A 19,769-nucleotide genomic window follows, 5' to 3' on the forward strand; every position below is an offset into this window, starting at 1 on the left:
TTTTTTATAATCCTTCCATAACTTAATAAATTTAATTAGTAGATTTAGTATCAATATAAATAACTGACTCACGTCCTTGACTAGAATAATAGTATTTACCTGACTTTGTTTTAACCAACTCTAATAGCTCTTCTTGATTGAAACTAGTTATTTTAATAATATCTTTTTTAAGTTGTAAGACATTCCCTAGTAAACTTGTTTCTGGTGTAATATTTTGAGATTCTGTTTCGTCAAAATCTATTTTTGCCATTCTGATACCAGACCGATCTCGATAGACTTTATATTGAGGAAAAATCTGTGCAATTTCTAAGAGTAACTGCGGTGTAATGACTTCTTTAACTTCAGAAAAAACACTCGCTTCTTCTTGATCATTTAGGTAAGCAAAACCAAATGATTTTCCTGATAAATTCAAACGAATAAAAGGTTTTTCTTCATCAAACGATAAATGTTTTGGAAACAAGCCCAAGGCTTTGGAAAGATCAAAATAGTAATCAGTTGCAGCTTCTGGCCCTTGCTTTTGATATATTTCAGCAAAATAAGCATTAATCACACTAGGAGGTGGGGTGATAAAATCAAGTCGTTGTTGCTTAGAGAGGCCATCTAGTTTTTTCTCTAGATAAACTTTATCTAAGCTCGTAAAACCACCATAAGTCAAAGCTAAATCAATATAATCAATCATAAAATTCTTCCAGCTTCCATTTTTGTTTAGGAGAAATATAGCCTGTAATATTCTCGTATTCTTCTTCAAAGGTGTAGGTATCAAGCAATGCTATTTTATTGAGATCATAGAGCTTATATGCTTGATTTTGATGCACTCTAATCGAAAATTCGTCAAAGATATGTCGTATTTCATCCACAATAAGACGGCGTAATAAATCCTTACTCCCTTGTTTTTTGGCTGCAATTCTCACATTAGGAAAAGTTGTTGCATTCAGCTGCTCAGTGACATCCATCTTGTTGTATATCGCTAAACGAGGAATATCTATCATATCTAAGTCTTTAAGAATCTCCATAACAACTTTTTCGTGTTCTTCATGATTAGGGTCACTAGCATCAATAACATGAAGTAATAAATCGACATGTCGACTTTCTTCTAAGGTAGACTTGAAAGCCGCAACTAACTCTGTAGGTAAATCTTGAATAAAACCAACAGTATCTGTTAAAGTGACTTGAAATTGATTTTGTAAATAGATCTGCTTGGTTGTAGCGTCTAACGTTGCAAATAATTCATTGGCTTCATATTGCTTATCATCGGTTAAAACATTCATAATAGTTGACTTGCCATCATTTGTATATCCAATTAATCCAATTTTAAAGGTTGTCGAATCAACACGTCTTTCTCGAACTGTCTCGCGATTTTTTTCTACAATCTTCAATTGTCTTTCGATATCAGAAATTTGATGACGAATGGAACGACGATTCAACTCTAACTGAGATTCTCCTGGACCTCGGCTTCCGATTCCTCCTGCTTGACGACTAAGCATAATACCTTGTCCAACTAAGCGTGGTAACATATATTTCAATTGCGCTAGATGAACCTGTAATTTTCCTTCATGACTTCTAGCACGCATAGCAAAGATATCTAAAATAAGTTGCATACGGTCAATAACTTTAACACCAAGTTCAGCTTCCAAATTAGAGTTTTGTCGCGGAGTCAAACGATTATTAACCACAACGGTATCAATCTCATCTGCTTCTACAATAGCTTTTATCTCCTCTAATTTACCAGATCCGATAAATGATTTACTATCATATTTATCTCTTTTTTGATAATAATGATTAACAACATTTGCTCCTGCTGTCTTAGCTAAGCTAGCAAGTTCTTCCATGGACATTTCAAAATTCTCAGTATCTTGAAGTTCTACCCCAACTAAAATAACACGTTCTTGCTCTTCTTTAGTTTCTATCACCTATAATCTCCTTTCAATATTTTTTTCTTGTTCTAAATACGTAATCTTTATTATAACATAATGCCCTTTAAATGCGAGAAACGGCTTTATTTACTTTGATGATAAAAAATCACTGACTTTTCGCTTGATTTTTTGTTGATAATTTTCCTCACCAACCATAATAAATTCGACATTCATACGGTTTCTAAACCATGTTAATTGGCGTTTTGCAAAACGTCTGGTATTTTGTTTTAGTTTATCAACAGCTTCTTCTAATGGTATTTGCTTTGAAAAGTAAGGAAATAATTCTTTATAGCCAATTCCTTTACTTGCTTGAACACTCGGGTAGTTATCGTATAGCCATTTAGCTTCATCTAAGAGACCATTGTCCATCATCAAATCAACTCGTCTATTGATACGATCATAAAGCACCTGACGATCATCATTCAATCCAATTAATAAAACATCATACGGACTTTCACTATTTTGCAAATTATTCCCAAACTTCGCCAATTCTAATGCACGAATGGCACGTCGACGATTAACTTGTGGTATAATAATGGATTGTTCTGTCAACTTTTCAAATAAATCTTCATCACTTAGAGACTCTAATTTTTCACGATAGGCCATAAGAGTTTCTTGATTGACTTCGCCTCCTAAATGATAGCCCTCAAACAAACTCTGTAAATATAGGCCAGTACCTCCAACAATAATAGGAATTTTCCCCTTAGAAATAATCGTATCAATAGCTACTTTTGCCTCTTTGACGAAATCATAAACCGAATAGTTCTCATTTACTTCACGAACATCAATCAAGTGATGATAAGCTTGTTCTTGCTCTTCTTTACTAGCTTTAGCCGTTCCGATATCTAACTTCTGATAAACTTGCTGACTATCACCACTAATGATTTCGCCATTGAAAGTTTTAGCTAATTCAATTCCTAATGCTGTCTTCCCAACCGCAGTTGGACCAACAACTGCTATAAGCTTGATTTTTCTCATGATACTTCTCAATTCTATAAAGGTTTTTACTTGAAATTTAACTAGTATTTCGTTACCATAATTATATCATAGATAGAAGCAGAGTCTTCATCATAGATTGGAGAATTATTATGGTTAAAAAATTCGCATTTGCTAAAGGAATAGCAACAGGAGTCGTTGCAACAGCTGCTACTCTTGCAGGTGCTGCATTTGCTATCAAAAAAACAATTATTGAACCTGAGGAAGAAAAAATAGCTTTTATCGAAGAAAATCGTAAAAAAGCTGCACGTAAACGTGTCTCTCATTAAACAATAACTCCCTTACTAGCTAGTAAGGGAGTTATTTTATATTAAATTGTTCGCCTTAAAAAGAAAATATAACGTACCATTACTATCATAACAATAAGAGTTGTTGTCCCAATTTCAAAGTGGACTAGCCCCTGTATATCAACTGGTAATGATAGATGCTGAATACTTAATTTAAGTGAGGTAGCTGAGATAACAAGGGGGAAAGTAAAGGCTGAGAAACCTGGTGTAAAATCACCAATCAGTAATTTAGGCACCTGAAAAAGAATGAAAAAATAAAGAAATTGTGCCATTACGATTAATAGCAGTAATAAACCTCTATTTGGTGACACAAAACTATTGACATATCCCGCTGTGATTAGCGACATTGGAGCGCAAATAGTAGTTATATTAGGCTTAACTGCCGAAGGTAGCCCGATTTTATATGCTTTAATGAATAGAAATGGTAATAATACTAAAGTTGCAATAAAACCATACCAAAAGACTATTTTCCCAATAGTGAATTGTCCACTAATTGGTGCTGTCAGGCTAGCTACCCCTATACCAACATAGAGGACAGACCAAGAAGGAAAAAGATTAGCCATCGAAAAGTGTCTCAAATATTTCCATGAAAAAATAGCCATATGAATGATTAACGCAATAAATGACAACCACCATACACCTTTTGACAGAACGGCTACCCATATTCCTAAACTTCTAAATAATAAGATATAGGTTGATAAAATCATACCTGCCATAAAAAAAGTAGTAAAGACAGAAGCAATCAAAGGATTGCTTAACTCCTTCCTGCTTTCTTTTTTATTTTTTAATATTCCTTTGATTAAAAAATAAAAAAAACAAGTGCTACTAGCCCTAAACAATAGCGAACATAGGTGCCATATCCCTCTAGAAGGTTCCCCAAAGCTAATAGCCCTAATACTAATCCCGCCATCACTAATGGTGGTTTTTCCCAATTTTTCATCATATACCTCATAAAAAAACGTTTACATCTATTAAAACACAATTAGATTTTGCTGATAAGTGATTTTATTAACTTAATGAAAAGAAGCTAGTCCATTGACTAACTTCTTTTTTAAGCTCTTCTAAAGTTTGCTTTTATTTTAAGTGACGATTCCTCTTTAAAGAGAGACCTACTAGAGCAAGTAGACTTGCTAGAATGCTTATTCCTACTACACTTAGTATTTTTGATGACTTATCTCCAGTTTTTGGCAAATTAGCTTCATTTGTCAGATATGAATCGGCCTTCTTAGAAACTACAGGAGTTATTGAGGTCTTATTAGCTATTCTATTTACTTTTTCTACCGTTTTAGATTCCTTGAAAGATTGTGTTTTGGGATAATCTGCTTGCAATTCCTCCTTAGGGCTAGGAGCAACTTTGCCAACTTTAATCACAATTGCTGTTAATGGATCAATCAGCAAACTATCTTTTTCAAAATGAACACCTCTAGGAGTTGAGATTGGTTTAATCCCCGCTTGATCAGCATCAACAATTACTTGCCCTTTTAAAAGGTGTTTATATTTTTCACCTAGTAAAACGTTTCTAGCTTTACTATCAGCATTAACAAATACTGCGTAAATATCACCTTTAGAATCTATTGTTTGGTAAGCAATAACCAAATCTTTTTCTTTAATATCACCTTGACCTACCTCTGTAATCAAGCTAACCTCACGATCAATTTCTGCTTTGCTCAATTTCCGGAAAGCATCTGTTGAACGCCTTAATGTGATTAAACCTGCTGTATAGGCCTGTGTTTTCGTTGAAATTGGGTGTTTGTTATTATCTGTGGCTGCTGCCCAATCAAAATGATTAATGGCATCTGAAGAATCATATGAATCATGAATAAAATATGGATATTCTTTAACAGCTTCAATAAGTGTTGCTTTATTAGGCAATTTGTCATCTGAAACTTTTGTCATGTAATCAGGGTTAAGTAAACGCTTCGTACGACCATACTCTTGACCAGAATGAATGAATGCTGTCCCTTGAGATGTTAAAATCATTACATTTCCTAAACGCAGACGTCTATGAATCTCTTCTTCAGCTACCTTAGGGTCTTTATTAATTGATTTTGCAATCACATCATGCAAGGTAAGGTTATCATGTGCAGCAATATACTGCACCACATCTCCTGGCGAATCTGCTTCAAAATTCCCAGGTTGTGCTTTGATATTTTTAAAAATACCTTGTAAAGATTGTGGGCCACCTGTGATGAAAGCTGGAGTACCTTCATTTGGAAAACCAGATTTCAAGCTATTACGAATATCATCTGAAAAGACGCCAACTGTATCGGTTGACTTCATCCAATCTTGGTCAGCTGGTTTAACCGGCTGACCTTGATCGCCTTGGAATGTTCTCCAGCCCTCACCAATCATAATCATATTAGGATTAATAGCTTTAGCTTCTTTATAAGCTAATTCAATCGCAGCCGCATCATGATCTCCCATCATATCAAAACGGAAACCATCAACTTTAAATTCACTTGTAAGATATTTAATGGAATCAACCAAAACACGACGACTCATTGCATGAGTGGTTCCTAAACGTCCCCCTCCAAAACTTTCTCTTGGTGAACCATCTTCATTCATAAAGTGATAATAATTAGGTTCTATATCCTCAAAGAGATAAGTTTTTGCAGTGTGATTATAGACGACATCAAGTATAACCCCCATGCCACGTTTATGAATATCATGTATTAATTGTTTTAATTCGGCGATACGTGCTGATGGATCTTTTGGTTTCTCTGAATACATCCCAGAAAGAGCAAAATAGCTCTGTGGGTCATAGCCCCAATTGTAATTATTGTCTGAGGAAGTGTAAGCTGTTGAGCGTGACTTATCCATTTCATTAACATAAAAATAACTCAATACCGGTAAAAGCTGAATGTGTGTAACTCCTAATTTCTGTAAATAATCTAGTTTCTCTGAAAAGGCTGCAAAGGTACCAAATTGATTTTTTAATTTTCCATCCAAAGATCGATCAGAAGTGAAGTCTCTTACATGTGCTTCGTATATAACAGCATCTTGTCTTCCTTTAAAATTAGCAATTTTAGCAAAACTTAAATTTTGAGGTCCAAGTTGACTTGGATTTACAAAAGCTGCTTTAGCCGTTTTAATATCATCATTAACAGTATTACTATCCCACTCTGCTAATGACTTTGCATAAGGATCTAAAATCTTAACCTTATCCTTACCTCTTTTTATTTCGTAAAGATAATAGTAACCAGTATAGTTTTTAATACCTAATTTAGTATCAAGTATCGTCTGCCAAACACCTTTATTATTTTTCACAAGGGGGGTAGTCGCTACAACCCTGTTTTGGTTATCTTTGTCATAAATAATCATAGTGACACTATCAGCACTCGGTGACCAGAGGCTGGCTTCAACTTTTGAACCATCTTGATTGAGAACTGCACCTAAATTTCCACTATAAGCATAAAGTTGGTCTTTAAATTCCCAAGATTGCCTTGTCATGACATTGTTACCATTATAAGATATGTTGAAATGACCTTGTTTAGGATTAAAGTCGCCTTTGATTATTAAAAGAGATTTACTAGTATCGAGAGTGATATCAGAAATTTGTATAGCATTTTGATTTTTATCAGTCACTTTCAATTCTTTTAAAATTTCAGTTTTATCTACCCCATCTAGAGTTGTAAAACTTGCTTGAATACTTGTTAAATCAATTTGTTGGGCATCCTTTAGCTGCACTTGATCAATGTAATAAGGATTATTATAAACCTTTGGATCCTTATCTTTTACAAAAATTTGGTTATGGTTAGCTAAATCTCTAAAAACATAGTCGTTGGGTTGAACTTTCACTGCATCTCCTGTCTTACTTTCATCTAAGATTAGAAAACCAATCTCTTTGGCGTTAGTTTTTAGTGATACATCAATATACCTTCCATATAGTCCTTGATTCACAAAATTACTACCATCTGGCCAAGTTGTTGAGGGGGTTGCAACATCTTTAAAGAGCCATGCTGATAAGTGGTCATAGTTACTAGAGGAACTCAAATAGTTAATACGGACATACCCTTCTTTGAGGGGTTGATAAGTATGTATACCGTACTTTTCATCAATCCAAACTTGGTTCATCTCAGGTCGTAATAATGGAATATGATGATCGCCGCTTAAATTTGTCCCTGCTTTGTTATTAATTAAAAAAGATATTTGTTTTCGTTGTTTTTCAGATAATTTAAAATCAACATAATAACCGTAATCATCTTTCTTAGCATCAGTCATAGGGATAGCACCATTTGGCCAATTACTAGACGGTTGATCAACATCTCCCCATATCCAAAGTCCAGTGCTTTCTACAGGATGACCTTGAGGCAATTCTTTAAGATGTAGCCTAAAGTAACCATTTTCAATCCGTGGAGCTTGATTAGCTACTTTCAAGGTAGGGCTTGGAGCACCTATAGCTTGAGAAGTTTTGTCGGGAGTATTTTGCAATGTAGATGGTGCTACTTTTAAATCTAAGGTATTTTTATCTGAAACAGGACCTTTATTTTCTTCAAGCAGGCTTGTCGCCTTATCCGGCTCTGTCACTCCCTTTTGAGTGTCAGTTTCATCTGATACTAATTGCTTGGTATCCGGCATATCTGAGGGTGTCACAACCGTCTCAGAGTTTGAGTTTATGTCATCTTTTAAATTAGTAGATTGTTGGTTGTCAACCTGATTAATATTCGACTCTGCAATCGCTGTAGTTGCAGGAGAAACACTTACTTCTTCAGCAAATACCTGTGGACTATGAAGAAAAATACATACCCCTGTTGTAACTGAAGCTACTCCAACACTTAACTTTCTAATCGTGTATTGAGTTTGTTTATCACCAAATAAGTCTTTTCTTTTCATATCATTCTCCTTTTTTAATGAATTGTTACCAATAAAATCATAACAATTTACGCAAGCGCTTGCAACAAGTAAATGATTTCTTTATTTTTTTGAAATTTTCACTAAAACTATCAATAGCATTACAAAAAAGCTAAGCAATATTGCCTAGCTTTTTTATCAAAAATTTCCTCATATCAAATGATTTTCATCAATTTGATAGTCCTTTAGCAGACCTTGAAGTCTATCAAATTCATAACAAAAATGTTCAGGAATATGACCGTCAGAGCCTATAGAGTATTGTTTACAACCAAGCTGTTTGAGTATCTCTAAAGCATAGCGATAAAGTTTTTCATTCCCATATAGATAAAGGGATTTGGTATTTAGTTCAAAAGCTAACCCCTTAGATAACATCTTTATGAAAATGCGCTTCAATTGCGTTTCAAACGGTTTTAAATCTTCTACATCTAAGTTTAACTTACGAAAACCATAATCAAAGTGAGCTAAAACGTGCGCTTCCACACGGCCTATGGCAAATTCCATACGATTAAAGTAATCTGCTAAAAGCTCCTTTGTTGGTACTTTCAGAGCTTCTTCTTGCAGATAATCATACCTACCATTATGATGGATTGACAATAGTTTTAAATCAAATTCTTTATTTTTTAAATAATCTAAAATATCTGATTCCCTATCTTTAAAATAACCGATTTCAATTCCTTTTTTAAATCGATTTCCATATTTCTGATTAAGATAATCTATTTTTTGACAATAAGCACTATAATCAGGAACATCGTCTTGACCGGTGTAAGGATTTGATAAATCAAAATGTTCTGTCGTGATAAATTCACCTGTAAAACCATTAATATAGTCCTCAAATGCCGTTTGACAATCATAGGAAAAATACGTGTGTAGATGATTATCTCTCATACCAACTCCTATCCTTAATCTTTTAAAATATCTGCTACTATCTTTTGTAAATCAACGATTAGATCTTTTTCAAACCATGGATTCTTCTTTAGCCAAATTTGATTTCGCGGTGATGGGTGAACCAGGGGTAAATAATCGGGTAGATAGTCTTTGTAAGCTTTAACTGTTTCTGTTAGATTTTTATGTGCGGAGCTTCCAAGATAATATTTCTGAGCATACTGACCAACTAGCAAGGTCAATTGAACATTAGGCATTTCTTTTAAAATAAGAGGGTGCCATTTCTCCGCAAAACCTTTTCTAGGGGGTAAATCTCCTGATTTTCCTTTGCCTGGGTAATAAAAATCTAAAGGTAAAACAGCAAATTTTCCAGAATGGTAAAATGTCTCTTCATCAACTCCAAGCCACTGGCGTAGACGATCTCCAGATTTATCTTTCCAATAGAGTCTTGCTTCTTGAGTTTTTAAACCAGGTGCTTGGCCAACAATATTGATCCTAGCTGTTTTAGGAGCAGCAAACAAAGGATCAATACCATTTTCTGTATAATTTTGATTCTGTAAATCACTTTTTATTGCTTTAATAATTTTTTCCAAGTCAGTCATAAAGTCTCCAAATCTAACCTTATGAAAAGAGGCAAAGACACTTTCATGTCTTCACCACCCTTTATCATTGATCACATATTTAGTTTAAGGATTATTTTATTTGATTAATTCATAGATAGCTTCTGCGTAGATAGCAGCCGAACGGAAAATATTTTCTAAAGGCATGTACTCATTAGCTTGATGCATAGTGTTTTCATCTCCTGGGAACATGGCACCGTATGCAACACCCCGTTCAAGTAAGCGACCAAATGTCCCACCACCAATAACCTGTTCATGTCCTTTAAGACCAGTTTGCTTTTCATAGACAGCTAGTAAGGTTGATACTAATTCATCGTCCATAGGTACATAGTGTGGTGTGTGTTCATGGTCAGAAAGAGTCACTTTTTCAACTCCGTTAAGTTTCTCAAGCTTAGTTTGGATAGTTTTAGCATCTGTCCCTTGTGGGTAACGGAAATTAAGAGCGATAGTATTATCATCATTAGTTTCATCAAACTGGAAGACACCTGCATTCATGCTCAATGGTCCCATACAGTCATCTTCATAAGCTACTCCAAGTTTTTCACCTGAGAAGTCTTCGTGAATAATGTTGGCTGTAACATCTAAGAAAGCACGAGCAGGACCTTCAAAATCAAATTGACTTAGATAAAGAGCTAAATAAGTCGCCCCATTAACACCTTCTTGTGGTGTTGAACCATGAGCAGATTTACCATAAACTGTTGCTGTATATTGCTCATCTTCTACAGATAATTCTGCTTTCAAATTATGTTTACTTGCAAAATCAGCTAGACTAGCCCCAAGTGTTGTCTGATCTAAATGACTTGTGAAACGTGCTGTGGCTGATTCTGGAACCATGTTTTCGCGAAGTCCGCCAGAAAAGCTATGCAGTCTAACAGCTCCCTTATTTTCTCCTGAAAAATGTAAATATTCAGTAATATTACCTTTTTCACCATTTATAATTGGAAATTCTGCATCTGGAGAGAAACCAAAATCAGGTTTTGGAAGACCAACATGTTCGAAGTAGTAATCCATATCTCCCCATCCAGATTCTTCATCAGTTCCTACAACAAAACGAACTTTCTTAGATGTTGGTAGCCCAAGCTCTTTAATAATTTTTAGAGCATAATAACATGCCATTGTTGGTCCCTTATCGTCTGATGAGCCTCGAGCATATAAACGGTTATCCTTGATAACTGGTTCATAAGGGTCTGTATCCCAACCGCTGCCTGCAGGAACAACATCTAAATGCCCAAAAATACCTAGTTCTTCTTCGCCTTGACCAAATGTAAAGTGTCCCGCATAATTATCTACGTTTTTTGTTTCGTAGCCATCTCGCTCAGCCATCTCAAGGAAAAATTCCAAGGCTTTTACAGGTCCAGGACCAAATGGATGCTCTGCATCAGCTTGTGAATCATCACGCTCCGAGTTAATGCGAAGAAGATTTATTAAATCGTCCATCAAAGCGTCTTTGCGTTTGTCTACTTCTGCTCTAAAATCAATTGTCATTACGGCAACTCCTTCTATAAAATATTATGTAGTTTGTGCTTAAAAATTAACGTTTTTCAATAATATGATCAACTGGCAAACGATAACTAGGTTCAACCTTTTCATCACTATAACCAACAGTAATTAATATTTCTGGTCTAAAACGTTTATCTATCTCTAAGACATCATTAGTAATCGCTTTATCGAACCCTAAAATCATATTAGAACTAATACCTTGATCTGTCAAGGCAAGTACTAAATTCATAGCAACGATACCTGCATTTAAAGAGAGATACTCTCCAGTTTGTTTTTCACTATATAAAGCATAGCGTGGTGGTAGAGTTTCCATGTAATAACCAATTAAATCATCAGGAAGAGATCTACGACCAATACGAGCTATTTTCCGTGATCTCTGTCCTAAATCTGTATCTGTAAATAAAGCAATAACATACTGCGCTTGATTAATTTGGTTACAATTACTTTCCGGTAAACCTTCTGCTAGAGCAGATTTTTTTTCTTGGACAACGACAAACTTCCAAGGCTGAATATTATTAGCAGATGGCGCTAATGTCGCAATTTCAATAGCAGTTCTAACATCTTTAAAGTCGACTGGTTTATCATTAAAATGTTTCACAGCATGGCGCTTCTTATTTAATTCTAGAAATTTCATAAAAACCTCCTATTCTATTTGATTTTCCCTACTATTCTATCACTTTTTAAAATGCGTTTCAGCTTTTGAAGGCAAAATTGATAAAAAAGTGAAACCGGTTTGAAAACTACCATAAAAAACAAACAAACTTGTGGTACAATATCTAATGACTATAAAAAAGGAGCTATTCATGCTACGAGCATTAAAAGAAGATTTTTTTCTAACCTTAACCTCTTTAAAAAATCAATTTTGGGTTTACATTGGAACTGGTATCTTAATCCAAACTTTAGTTGCTTATTTAGTAAAAGGAATTCTGAGTTTTATCTTTCGTCGGATATTGATATTGTCAAATACTCCCGCAGTGACTAAAGACAATTGGACTTTACTTTTTAATCATCCCTTAGCTTTATTACTCTTTATACTTTATATCGTAATCCTAATTGGGTTCATCTATACTGAGTTCGCTATCTATACTATTGCCATACTGAAAACTGAATTTTCTCTCAGTATCAAAAAATGGCTAACAATCTTTCCTAAAAAAATAAAATCACTTTTAGGACCACAGCTAATTTGGGTATCAATCTACTTACTTTTGACAATTCCTCTAGCTAACCTTGGTCTAAGGTCAAGTATACTAGAGCATCTTAAAATTCCTGACTTTATTTCTGGCGAGTTAACAAAGACAGTCTTTGGAAAGATAGGTTACTCTACCCTTTTACTGCTTATTTGTTACTTAAACCTTCGATTAATTTATTTTCTCCCGCTGACCATTTTAACTGACTACAATGCTAAAGAAGCACTTTTAGAGAGTTGGAAACTTAGCCGCGGAAAGCATCAGTGGCGTCTTCTAAGTAAAATTATTTTAACCAGTTTATTTATATCTGTAATTGGAACAGTTGCACTAGCTGTTGTTGCTGGTACATCTTCATTCATTGATCATTCTGGAAACAATTTTCCTCTTCAAGCCACTTTCTATAACCTTTTAAAATCAATACTTTTTGCCGTAACACTTCTTATTAAATGTTTAATCATAAGTCACCTATTAGCAGATATTAAACAAAATAAAAGTATTGTTCAACAATGGAGAGCTTGGAAAGGCGTCCAACATAAGCAAAAATTTAAACACATTGCTTGTGTTATCCTAGCTCTAGCTATTGGTACCACTGCCTTAAAAAATGCTATAGCTCTGGCTCTCCTACAAGATAACATTTCAATTAAAAAAGAATTAATAGCCCATCGTGGTGATACATCACATGGCGTTGAAAATTCTATTGAAGCATTAAAAGCAGCCCATAAAGCAAAAGCAGATTATTCAGAGATGGATGTTATCATGACAAAAGATCATAAATTAGTAGTCATCCATGATGATAATCTCAAACGACTCTCTGGTATGAACAAAGATGTTTCTAAACTAACTTTAGATCAAGTTACAAAAATCCCAATTCACCAAGGGCGTTTTGCTAGTCACATTCCATCATTTGCAGAATTTATGAAGACCGCTCAGTCACTAGATCAAAAAATCATGATTGAATTGAAACCGTATAATCAAAACCTCGATATCTATGCGGATGAATTTATCAAAGAATTTAAAGAGCTTCGTCTATCAACCAAGCATAAAGTAATGTCTCTCAACTTGACACTCATTGAAAAAGTTGAGAAAAAATTGCCACAACTTGATACAGGTTACCTAATCCCACTACATTGGGGAACGCTTCAAAATCATAACGTTGACTTTTATGGGATTGAGGAATTTTCATACAATGATTGGATTGCATATCTCGCCCAAGAATATAATAAACAGCTCTATGTTTGGACTATTAACCGTGATAACCTTATGATACGTTATTTACAAAGCCCAGTTAATGGAATCATCACAGATGAACTCAACCTTTTCAAGGTCATTAATAAAGATATCAAAAATAGCCCTAATTATTATCAAAGAGCTCTCCAACTTATTGATAGCGAGGGTTAAATTAAATAAAAAGCTTAGTAGAACAGTATCTACTAAGTTTTTTATTTAGGAGGATCATTAAGAGAATCTCGGAGACTTTCTGCAACAGTCCTAGGAATACCACACATAATAATGTCCTCAATCTCAGCTTTTTGGATATTAGGTAAGCTTTTAAAATGTTTCATTAGCAATTGTTTACGTTTTGGTCCCAACCCAGTGATACCATCTAATTTTGAAGAAAAGGAATTTTTGGAGCGTAATTGACGATGAAAAGTAATAGCAAAACGATGTACCTCATCTTGAATACGGTGAAGTAAGAAAAATTCTTCTGAATTACGCGGTAATTCTACTACTTCTAAAGGATCTCCAAAAAGTAATTCATGTGTTTGGTGTTTATCATTCTTTTGCAAACCTGCAATAGGTATGGCTAAACCTAATTGGTTCTCAATAACATCACGCGCTATATTTACTTGCCCCTGACCACCATCAATTACAATCAAGTCCGGAGGTGTCAAGCCATCTTTTAAAACCCTACTATAACGCCGATGAATGACTTCTCTCATACTAGCATAATCATCTGGTCCGATAACAGTCTTAATTTTAAACTTTCGATAGTCTTTTTTACTTGGCTTTCCATTCACAAATACCACCATAGCAGCTACTGGACTTGTCCCTTGAATATTGGAATTATCAAATGCTTCTATGCGTACTGGTTTAGGGATATTAAGAAGATTACCTAAATTTTCAATTGCCCCATGAGTTTTACGAATATCTTTTTCCAGTAAGTCAAACTTCTGTTGTAAACTGACACGAGCATTTTTTATTGCCAGATTTACTAACTGTTTCTTTTCACCACGTTGTGGTTTAACAATCTTACAGCCTACAATTGTTTCAACCGACTTAGCATCAATATCCTGTGGAATAAAGACTTCTTTGGGTAGAAAATGTTTTGTATCTTGATAAAATTGCCCTATGTAAGTTAGAAAATCTTCCTCTGGTTCATTATAATAAGGAAACATATTCACGTCACGCTGAATCAATTTTCCATTTCGAACAAAAAAGACCTGTACACACATCCAACCCTTATCAACGAAATAACCAAAAACATCTCTATCCTTCATATCTTGATGAATAACACGCTGCTTAGTACGCAACAAACTAATTGCTTCGATCAAATCTCGATATTCAGCCGCACGCTCAAATTCCATAGTCATAGCAGCGCTCTTCATTTTTTCAGTTAATCCGTTAACAATTTTATTATCTTTACCATTAAGAAACTGTTTTACATCTTCTCTCAGACTATCCCAATAAGCTTTATTAGTTTGACAAACTGTATGTGCATTGCATTGCCCTAAATGATAATAAAAGCATACTTTATTTGCTGGATTAGTACATTTCTTAAAAGGAAAGAGCCTATCTAGTAACCGCTTAATCTCAGTTGCTGCCCCAGAATCCGGATAAGGTCCAAAATAAGTGCCATCTGATTTTTTTACTTGACGTGTAATCATAAGACGAGGATAACGTTCATTTGTTATTTTGATATATGGGTAAGACTTATCATCTTTCAATCGAATATTATACTTCGGCATATTTTCTTGGATTAAATTAATTTCCAATAATAGAGCTTCGGTATTAGATGTTGTCACAATGTATTCAAAGTCTTCAATCTCAGAGACCAAAAGTTCTGTCTTAGTATTATGACTCCCATGAAAATAACTTTTCACACGATTCTTAAGATTTTTAGCCTTACCTACATAAATAATTGTCCCATTCTTATCTTTATGAAGGTAACAACCAGGACTGTCTGGTAACAATTCTAGCTTATGTTTAATCAGTTCATTCATAGAACTATTATAACAAAATGTACTGTAATCTTTACGAAATAAATACTATTCCCCAACATCTATTGTATCTTCCAATACTTGAATAAAACCCCAATACTCCTAGTCTAAGCAATTATTTTATGTTACACTTTAAACAAGTGAATTATTGAGGAGTTTTTATGATAGACGTTGAGAATATTCTTGAAAAAATGAAACCTAACCAAAAAATCAATTACGATTGGGTCATGCAACAAATGGTTAAGCAGTGGCAAGCTAGTGATATCCGTCCGAAAATTCTGATGCATGTTTGCTGTGCTCCTTGTAGTACATATACCCTTGAATACTTATCACAATGGGCAGATGTTACCATCTATTTTGCTAATTCAAATATCCATCCTAAAGATGAATATTATCGCCGCGAATATGTTACTCAAAAATTTGTTCATGATTTCAACAAAAATACTGGATATTCTGTACAATTCTTATCAGCACCATATGAACCAAATGAATTTTTCAAAATTGTTCATGGGTTAGAAGAAGAACCTGAAGGTGGGGATCGTTGTAAAGTTTGCTATGATTTCCGTCTTGATAAGACAGCGGAAAAAGCCGTTGAACTAGGTTTTGATTACTTTGGCAGTGCCCTAACTATTAGTCCTCACAAAAACTCTCAAACAATCAATACTATTGGTATTGATGTCCAAAAAATTTATGATACTCAGTATCTTCCTAGCGACCTTAAAAAAAATAAAGGTTACCAACGTTCCGTTGAGATGTGTAAAGATTATGATATCTACCGACAATGTTACTGTGGGTGTATCTTCGGTGCTAAAGATCAAGGGATAAATCTTCTCCAAATCAAAAAAGATGCGAAAGCTTTCGTGAGTGATAAAGACGGCAAAGAAGAATTTCCTAATATACGCTTCACATTTAATGGCAAGTCAATGTAAATGATAAAAAAAGACTTAGTAAAGAACTAAGCCTTTTTGGTATAAATCTTGTCAAACTTTAATAATACAACTTCTTAATCTTTTGCAGACGTTGGTTTAGAAATAGACCACAAACAAAAATACCTGTGATTAAACCAATCCAATAGGCAAACGGACCTAACTGGCTATTTTTTTCTAAGATAACCGCTAATGGCAAAGCACATAACCAATAAGAGCCCGCACCGATCATAAATGGTTTTGTTGTATCCTTATAGCCTCGTAAAATCCCCTGTACAGGAGCTGCATAAGCATCTGCAAACTGGAAAAAGAGACTATAAGTTAGGAATTGAGCTGTAATAGCGACAAAGTGAGGGTCACTATTATACATTGCTGCTACATTCTCACGAAATAGAAATAAAAATAGTAAGGTTCCTGATGTAATCCCTACCGCTGTTAAGCGTCCTATCCTACTATAAGTGTTTGCGTCCTGAATGCGCTCTGCCCCTACTTCAAACGATATTGTAATAGCTAGAGCAGTGGAAATACTTAAAGGAAAGGCATACATTAATGATGAAAAATTCATAGCAGCCTGATGTGCTGCAATAATGATTGAAGAAAATTTTGCCATGAATAAGCCTACTACTGCAAAAATTGCAACTTCTGCAAAAATTTGTAAACCAATCGGTAATCCCAATCGAATATCTTCAATAATCAAAGGAGCTTTTATTCTTTCCAGAGTCCATATATGATATGTTTTAATTTGAGGATGAAGTGACATCACAATAATAATAACAATAAAAATAGCCCAATAAGTTAAAGAAGTTCCAAGACCTGCCCCCGCACCTCCTAGTCTAGGCATACCAAATTTACCGTAGATAAGCATATAATTAAAAAATGAATTAAAGGGTAGAATTAAAAGCATCAGATACATAGATAACCTTGTTAACCCCAATGCATCAAAGAATGAACGGCAAATGCTAAACAACACCAGCGGCATGATTCCAATCAACATATAATTTAAATAACCACGACCAACTGCTAGAACTTCATCTTCTAAACCCAAACTCCCCAAGACAGGTTGAGCAATAAATTGCATGATTAAAAATAATATTAAGGACAGTATCAAACCTAAATATAGAAATTGATGAAATTCTGTGCGAATTTGTTCTTTATTTCCTCTACCCAAATGTTGACCAACTACTGGTACTAATGCTGAAATCATACCTACTAATAAAGCGAAAAACGGAGTCCATAAATTACTAGCAGTTGACACACCTGCCAAATGTAGCTGACTATACTGTCCAGTCATAACCGAATCAATAAAAGTAGCTGAAAAATTAGCAAATTGATAAATCAATACTGGGATAAATAATTTCAAAAATAAAACAAATTTTTCCTTATTTGTCTGAGTTTGATACATCTTTTTTCTCCTTTTCACCTTAATCAATTTATTTTAGCTTAGCTAGGATACTCTGTCAATGCTATTTAAAAAGGTTGAGAAATAATCCTCAACCCCATTTTAGCTAAGCTCAGTATTGATTTGCCATGTCATACCATATTTGTCAGTCACATTTCCATAAGCTGGACTCCACGGAACTGCTTGTAGAGGCATTTTAATGTTCATTGCATCTCGAGAAAGCTTATTGAATAACTCTTGCGCTTCTTCTACAGATTCCACAATTAAAGCTGCTGTCATATTTTGTCCAATTTGAAAATCAAAAATAGGATTATTGTCAGAAAGTTGCATTCGAATACCATCAATATTAAATTGAGCGTTCATAATTAAATGTTCAAGTTCTGGCGAACAATCTGGCCAACCCTGTGCAAAAGTTGTGACGTGTTCTGCTTTTGTATTAAAAGCCTCTTCATAAAATGTAATAGCTTCGGCCCCACGACCATTAATATTCATATAAATTTCAATTGCTTTCATTACCATACCTCACTTCATATTATCCAACCAACGCTGCATCAGAGTTTCATTTTCCCCTTTTAGGGTAAAATAAGAACCACGTATTATACCTGCGAGTTTTGACTTTTGACGAGCAAACTTAAACTTGTCCGCTAATTCAATAGGAATATCCATTCCATCTGATAATTTTAAACCTACAGCTCTCTTTTTAGGATTATCTAATTCATATAAAATATTAATGGCTAAACCATCCTCATAGAAAACATGTGTCCATAAAATACGATTCTCTAAAAAAAGCTGTGAAATCTCTAAAGGCTTTGCAGCAAAAACAAGGTTACGTTCATTTTTTAGAAGGTGATTAATATCTGCCATCAATTCTGGATAGTCTGATACTGGAAATGTTTCGTAGGCTACTTTGAATTTATTCCAGAAATAGCGAGCTTCATTTGCACGCAAACCAGCCAAGGCTTCTGCCACTGGAGAAGTCTCCAAACCTTTAGTTGAAACGGTTTTAAAGTCGATAATCATGTTCTTTCCTTTTTGATTAAAATCTTCGATAATTTAGTATACTCTTTTTTGAAGAAAAAGTACATTCTAATCACTTATAAAAAGTAGTACATTTAGAACACTACCACCTCAGTAATTTCTTGACCTTTCTCTACTTAATACTTATAATTAATCTAGACTTAATGTCAAAGCATCAATCAAGGTGTAAACCTGATTCACCTAAAAAGCTGATGGAGCTAAACATGACCAAAAAGATATTCTTATTTATCTGCGCTACTCTTTTAGTAGGAATAGCCTTATATACACCAACAACTTCTATTTTTAATCATAACAACGTTTATGCTGCCACCAAGAAAGCAAAAATTAAATTTAATAAAACTCAAAAAAAAATTGTCAAAAAAGCAAGAGAATATGCTAAGTCTGGCCATATGTCTAAAGATAGTATCATTGAAAAATTAAAAAAGGATTCTAAGAAATATCGTCAAGAAGACATCAACTTTGTGATTAATAACCTCAAGGTTGATTACAAAAAAAATGCCTTGATTTCTGCCAAAATTTATTCAAAGACCATGAATTTATCTAAACAATCTATCTTTGAACAGCTCTATTCGGAGTCTCCAGATAAGGCAACCCACTCTGATAAATTTACAAAAGAAGAATCCCAATATGCTATAGACCATCTCAAAGTAGATTTCAAAGAAAATGCTCTTGAGACTGCTAAAAGTTATCAAAGTAGTTCTTCTTTATCCAAAGAAGAAATCTATAAACAATTGACATCTACGCTGGGCGATAAATTCACAAATGATGAAGCCCAATATGCTGTAGATCATTTGAAATGATGACATACCAATAGTCTATCCTTATGTAATAGAATTGATAGCTTATGCTAATATTCCAGCTGTAAAATAGCAAGAACCCTCCTAAGTTCATTAAGACTTAGGAGGGTTTTTATCAATATGAATAGGTTACACTAAACTAGACAGAAATTATA

Annotated in this window: 16 protein-coding genes and 1 pseudogene; 4 read left to right on the forward strand and 13 right to left on the reverse strand. The window is 34.3% G+C overall.

Annotated features, from left to right (window positions below; all coding sequences use genetic code 11):
* Positions 1-31 precede the first annotated feature (31 nt).
* From HMPREF2818_RS01285 to miaA, 3 genes are all read right to left on the reverse strand, one after another.
* A complete protein-coding gene (locus HMPREF2818_RS01285; RefSeq protein ID WP_000568323.1) occupies positions 32-679 on the reverse strand; it encodes a cystathionine beta-lyase in 648 nt (215 codons plus the stop codon).
* Positions 672-1,910, reverse strand: coding sequence for a GTPase HflX (hflX, locus tag HMPREF2818_RS01290; protein WP_070508665.1), 1,239 nt, complete (start codon positions 1,908-1,910; stop codon positions 672-674). Before hflX ends, HMPREF2818_RS01285 begins: the two co-directional genes overlap by 8 nt.
* A gap of 90 nt (positions 1,911-2,000) precedes the next feature.
* Entirely contained in the window at positions 2,001-2,891 is an 891-nt protein-coding gene (gene miaA / locus HMPREF2818_RS01295) for a tRNA (adenosine(37)-N6)-dimethylallyltransferase MiaA (protein WP_001226483.1), read from the reverse strand.
* A gap of 110 nt (positions 2,892-3,001) precedes the next feature.
* Between miaA and HMPREF2818_RS01300 the strand changes: the two genes are divergently transcribed.
* Positions 3,002-3,178, forward strand: a complete 177-nt coding sequence (locus tag HMPREF2818_RS01300) for a DUF3042 family protein (protein ID WP_000239229.1) — start codon at positions 3,002-3,004, stop codon at positions 3,176-3,178.
* Between the two features lie 41 nt (positions 3,179-3,219).
* Here the strand turns inward: HMPREF2818_RS01300 and HMPREF2818_RS01305 are convergent.
* The 6 genes and pseudogenes from HMPREF2818_RS01305 to HMPREF2818_RS01330 all read right to left on the reverse strand — a co-directional run bounded on the left by HMPREF2818_RS01305 (position 3,220) and on the right by HMPREF2818_RS01330 (position 11,683).
* A pseudogene (locus HMPREF2818_RS01305) lies at positions 3,220-4,136 on the reverse strand (TDT family transporter).
* A 134-nt stretch (positions 4,137-4,270) separates the two neighbouring features.
* A complete protein-coding gene (locus tag HMPREF2818_RS01310) occupies positions 4,271-8,029 on the reverse strand; it encodes a pullulanase (RefSeq protein ID WP_000823039.1) in 3,759 nt (1,252 codons plus the stop codon).
* A gap of 168 nt (positions 8,030-8,197) precedes the next feature.
* A complete protein-coding gene (locus HMPREF2818_RS01315; protein WP_001205495.1) occupies positions 8,198-8,932 on the reverse strand; it encodes a PHP domain-containing protein in 735 nt (244 codons plus the stop codon).
* A gap of 14 nt (positions 8,933-8,946) precedes the next feature.
* Positions 8,947-9,531 carry a uracil-DNA glycosylase family protein gene (locus HMPREF2818_RS01320; RefSeq protein ID WP_000130586.1) on the reverse strand — a complete coding sequence of 195 codons (585 nt, stop codon included), beginning with the start codon at positions 9,529-9,531 and terminating at the stop codon, positions 8,947-8,949.
* Positions 9,532-9,627: 96 nt separating this feature from the next.
* Positions 9,628-11,034, reverse strand: a complete 1,407-nt coding sequence (gene pepV, locus HMPREF2818_RS01325; protein WP_000150956.1) for a dipeptidase PepV — start codon at positions 11,032-11,034, stop codon at positions 9,628-9,630.
* Between the two features lie 46 nt (positions 11,035-11,080).
* Entirely contained in the window at positions 11,081-11,683 is a 603-nt protein-coding gene (locus HMPREF2818_RS01330) for a nitroreductase family protein (protein ID WP_000670189.1), read from the reverse strand.
* Positions 11,684-11,852: 169 nt separating this feature from the next.
* On the opposite strand from HMPREF2818_RS01330, the gene HMPREF2818_RS01335 reads away from it, so the two are divergent.
* Positions 11,853-13,634, forward strand: coding sequence for a glycerophosphodiester phosphodiesterase (locus tag HMPREF2818_RS01335; protein WP_000942620.1), 1,782 nt, complete (start codon positions 11,853-11,855; stop codon positions 13,632-13,634).
* Between the two features lie 41 nt (positions 13,635-13,675).
* Here HMPREF2818_RS01335 and uvrC read toward each other — a convergent pair whose 3' ends face one another.
* Positions 13,676-15,457: an excinuclease ABC subunit UvrC gene (gene uvrC / locus HMPREF2818_RS01340; RefSeq protein ID WP_001003953.1), complete on the reverse strand. Its 1,782-nt coding sequence runs from the start codon at positions 15,455-15,457 to the stop codon at positions 13,676-13,678.
* Positions 15,458-15,615: 158 nt separating this feature from the next.
* Between uvrC and HMPREF2818_RS01345 the strand changes: the two genes are divergently transcribed.
* Positions 15,616-16,383, forward strand: coding sequence for an epoxyqueuosine reductase QueH (locus HMPREF2818_RS01345; RefSeq protein ID WP_000567585.1), 768 nt, complete (start codon positions 15,616-15,618; stop codon positions 16,381-16,383).
* A gap of 58 nt (positions 16,384-16,441) precedes the next feature.
* On the opposite strand, the gene HMPREF2818_RS01350 is transcribed toward HMPREF2818_RS01345, so the two are convergent.
* From HMPREF2818_RS01350 to HMPREF2818_RS01360, 3 genes are all read right to left on the reverse strand, one after another.
* Positions 16,442-17,782 (reverse strand): MATE family efflux transporter, encoded by a 1,341-nt coding sequence (locus HMPREF2818_RS01350; RefSeq protein WP_000285046.1) that lies wholly within the window; start codon positions 17,780-17,782, stop codon positions 16,442-16,444.
* A gap of 99 nt (positions 17,783-17,881) precedes the next feature.
* Complete coding sequence (locus HMPREF2818_RS01355) at positions 17,882-18,298, reverse strand: VOC family protein (RefSeq protein ID WP_000245057.1); 417 nt, start codon at positions 18,296-18,298, stop codon at positions 17,882-17,884.
* A gap of 3 nt (positions 18,299-18,301) precedes the next feature.
* Positions 18,302-18,799, reverse strand: a complete 498-nt coding sequence (locus HMPREF2818_RS01360; RefSeq protein ID WP_000582587.1) for a hypothetical protein — start codon at positions 18,797-18,799, stop codon at positions 18,302-18,304.
* Between the two features lie 221 nt (positions 18,800-19,020).
* Here HMPREF2818_RS01360 and HMPREF2818_RS01365 point away from each other — a divergent pair, with 221 nt between their 5' ends.
* On the forward strand, positions 19,021-19,617 hold the full coding sequence (locus tag HMPREF2818_RS01365; RefSeq protein WP_000162275.1) for an Ltp family lipoprotein: 597 nt from the start codon (positions 19,021-19,023) through the stop codon (positions 19,615-19,617).
* Positions 19,618-19,769 lie beyond the last annotated feature (152 nt).

It is taken from the genome of Streptococcus sp. HMSC076H09 (assembly GCF_001811765.1).
In the GTDB taxonomy this organism is placed as follows: domain Bacteria; phylum Bacillota; class Bacilli; order Lactobacillales; family Streptococcaceae; genus Streptococcus; species Streptococcus agalactiae.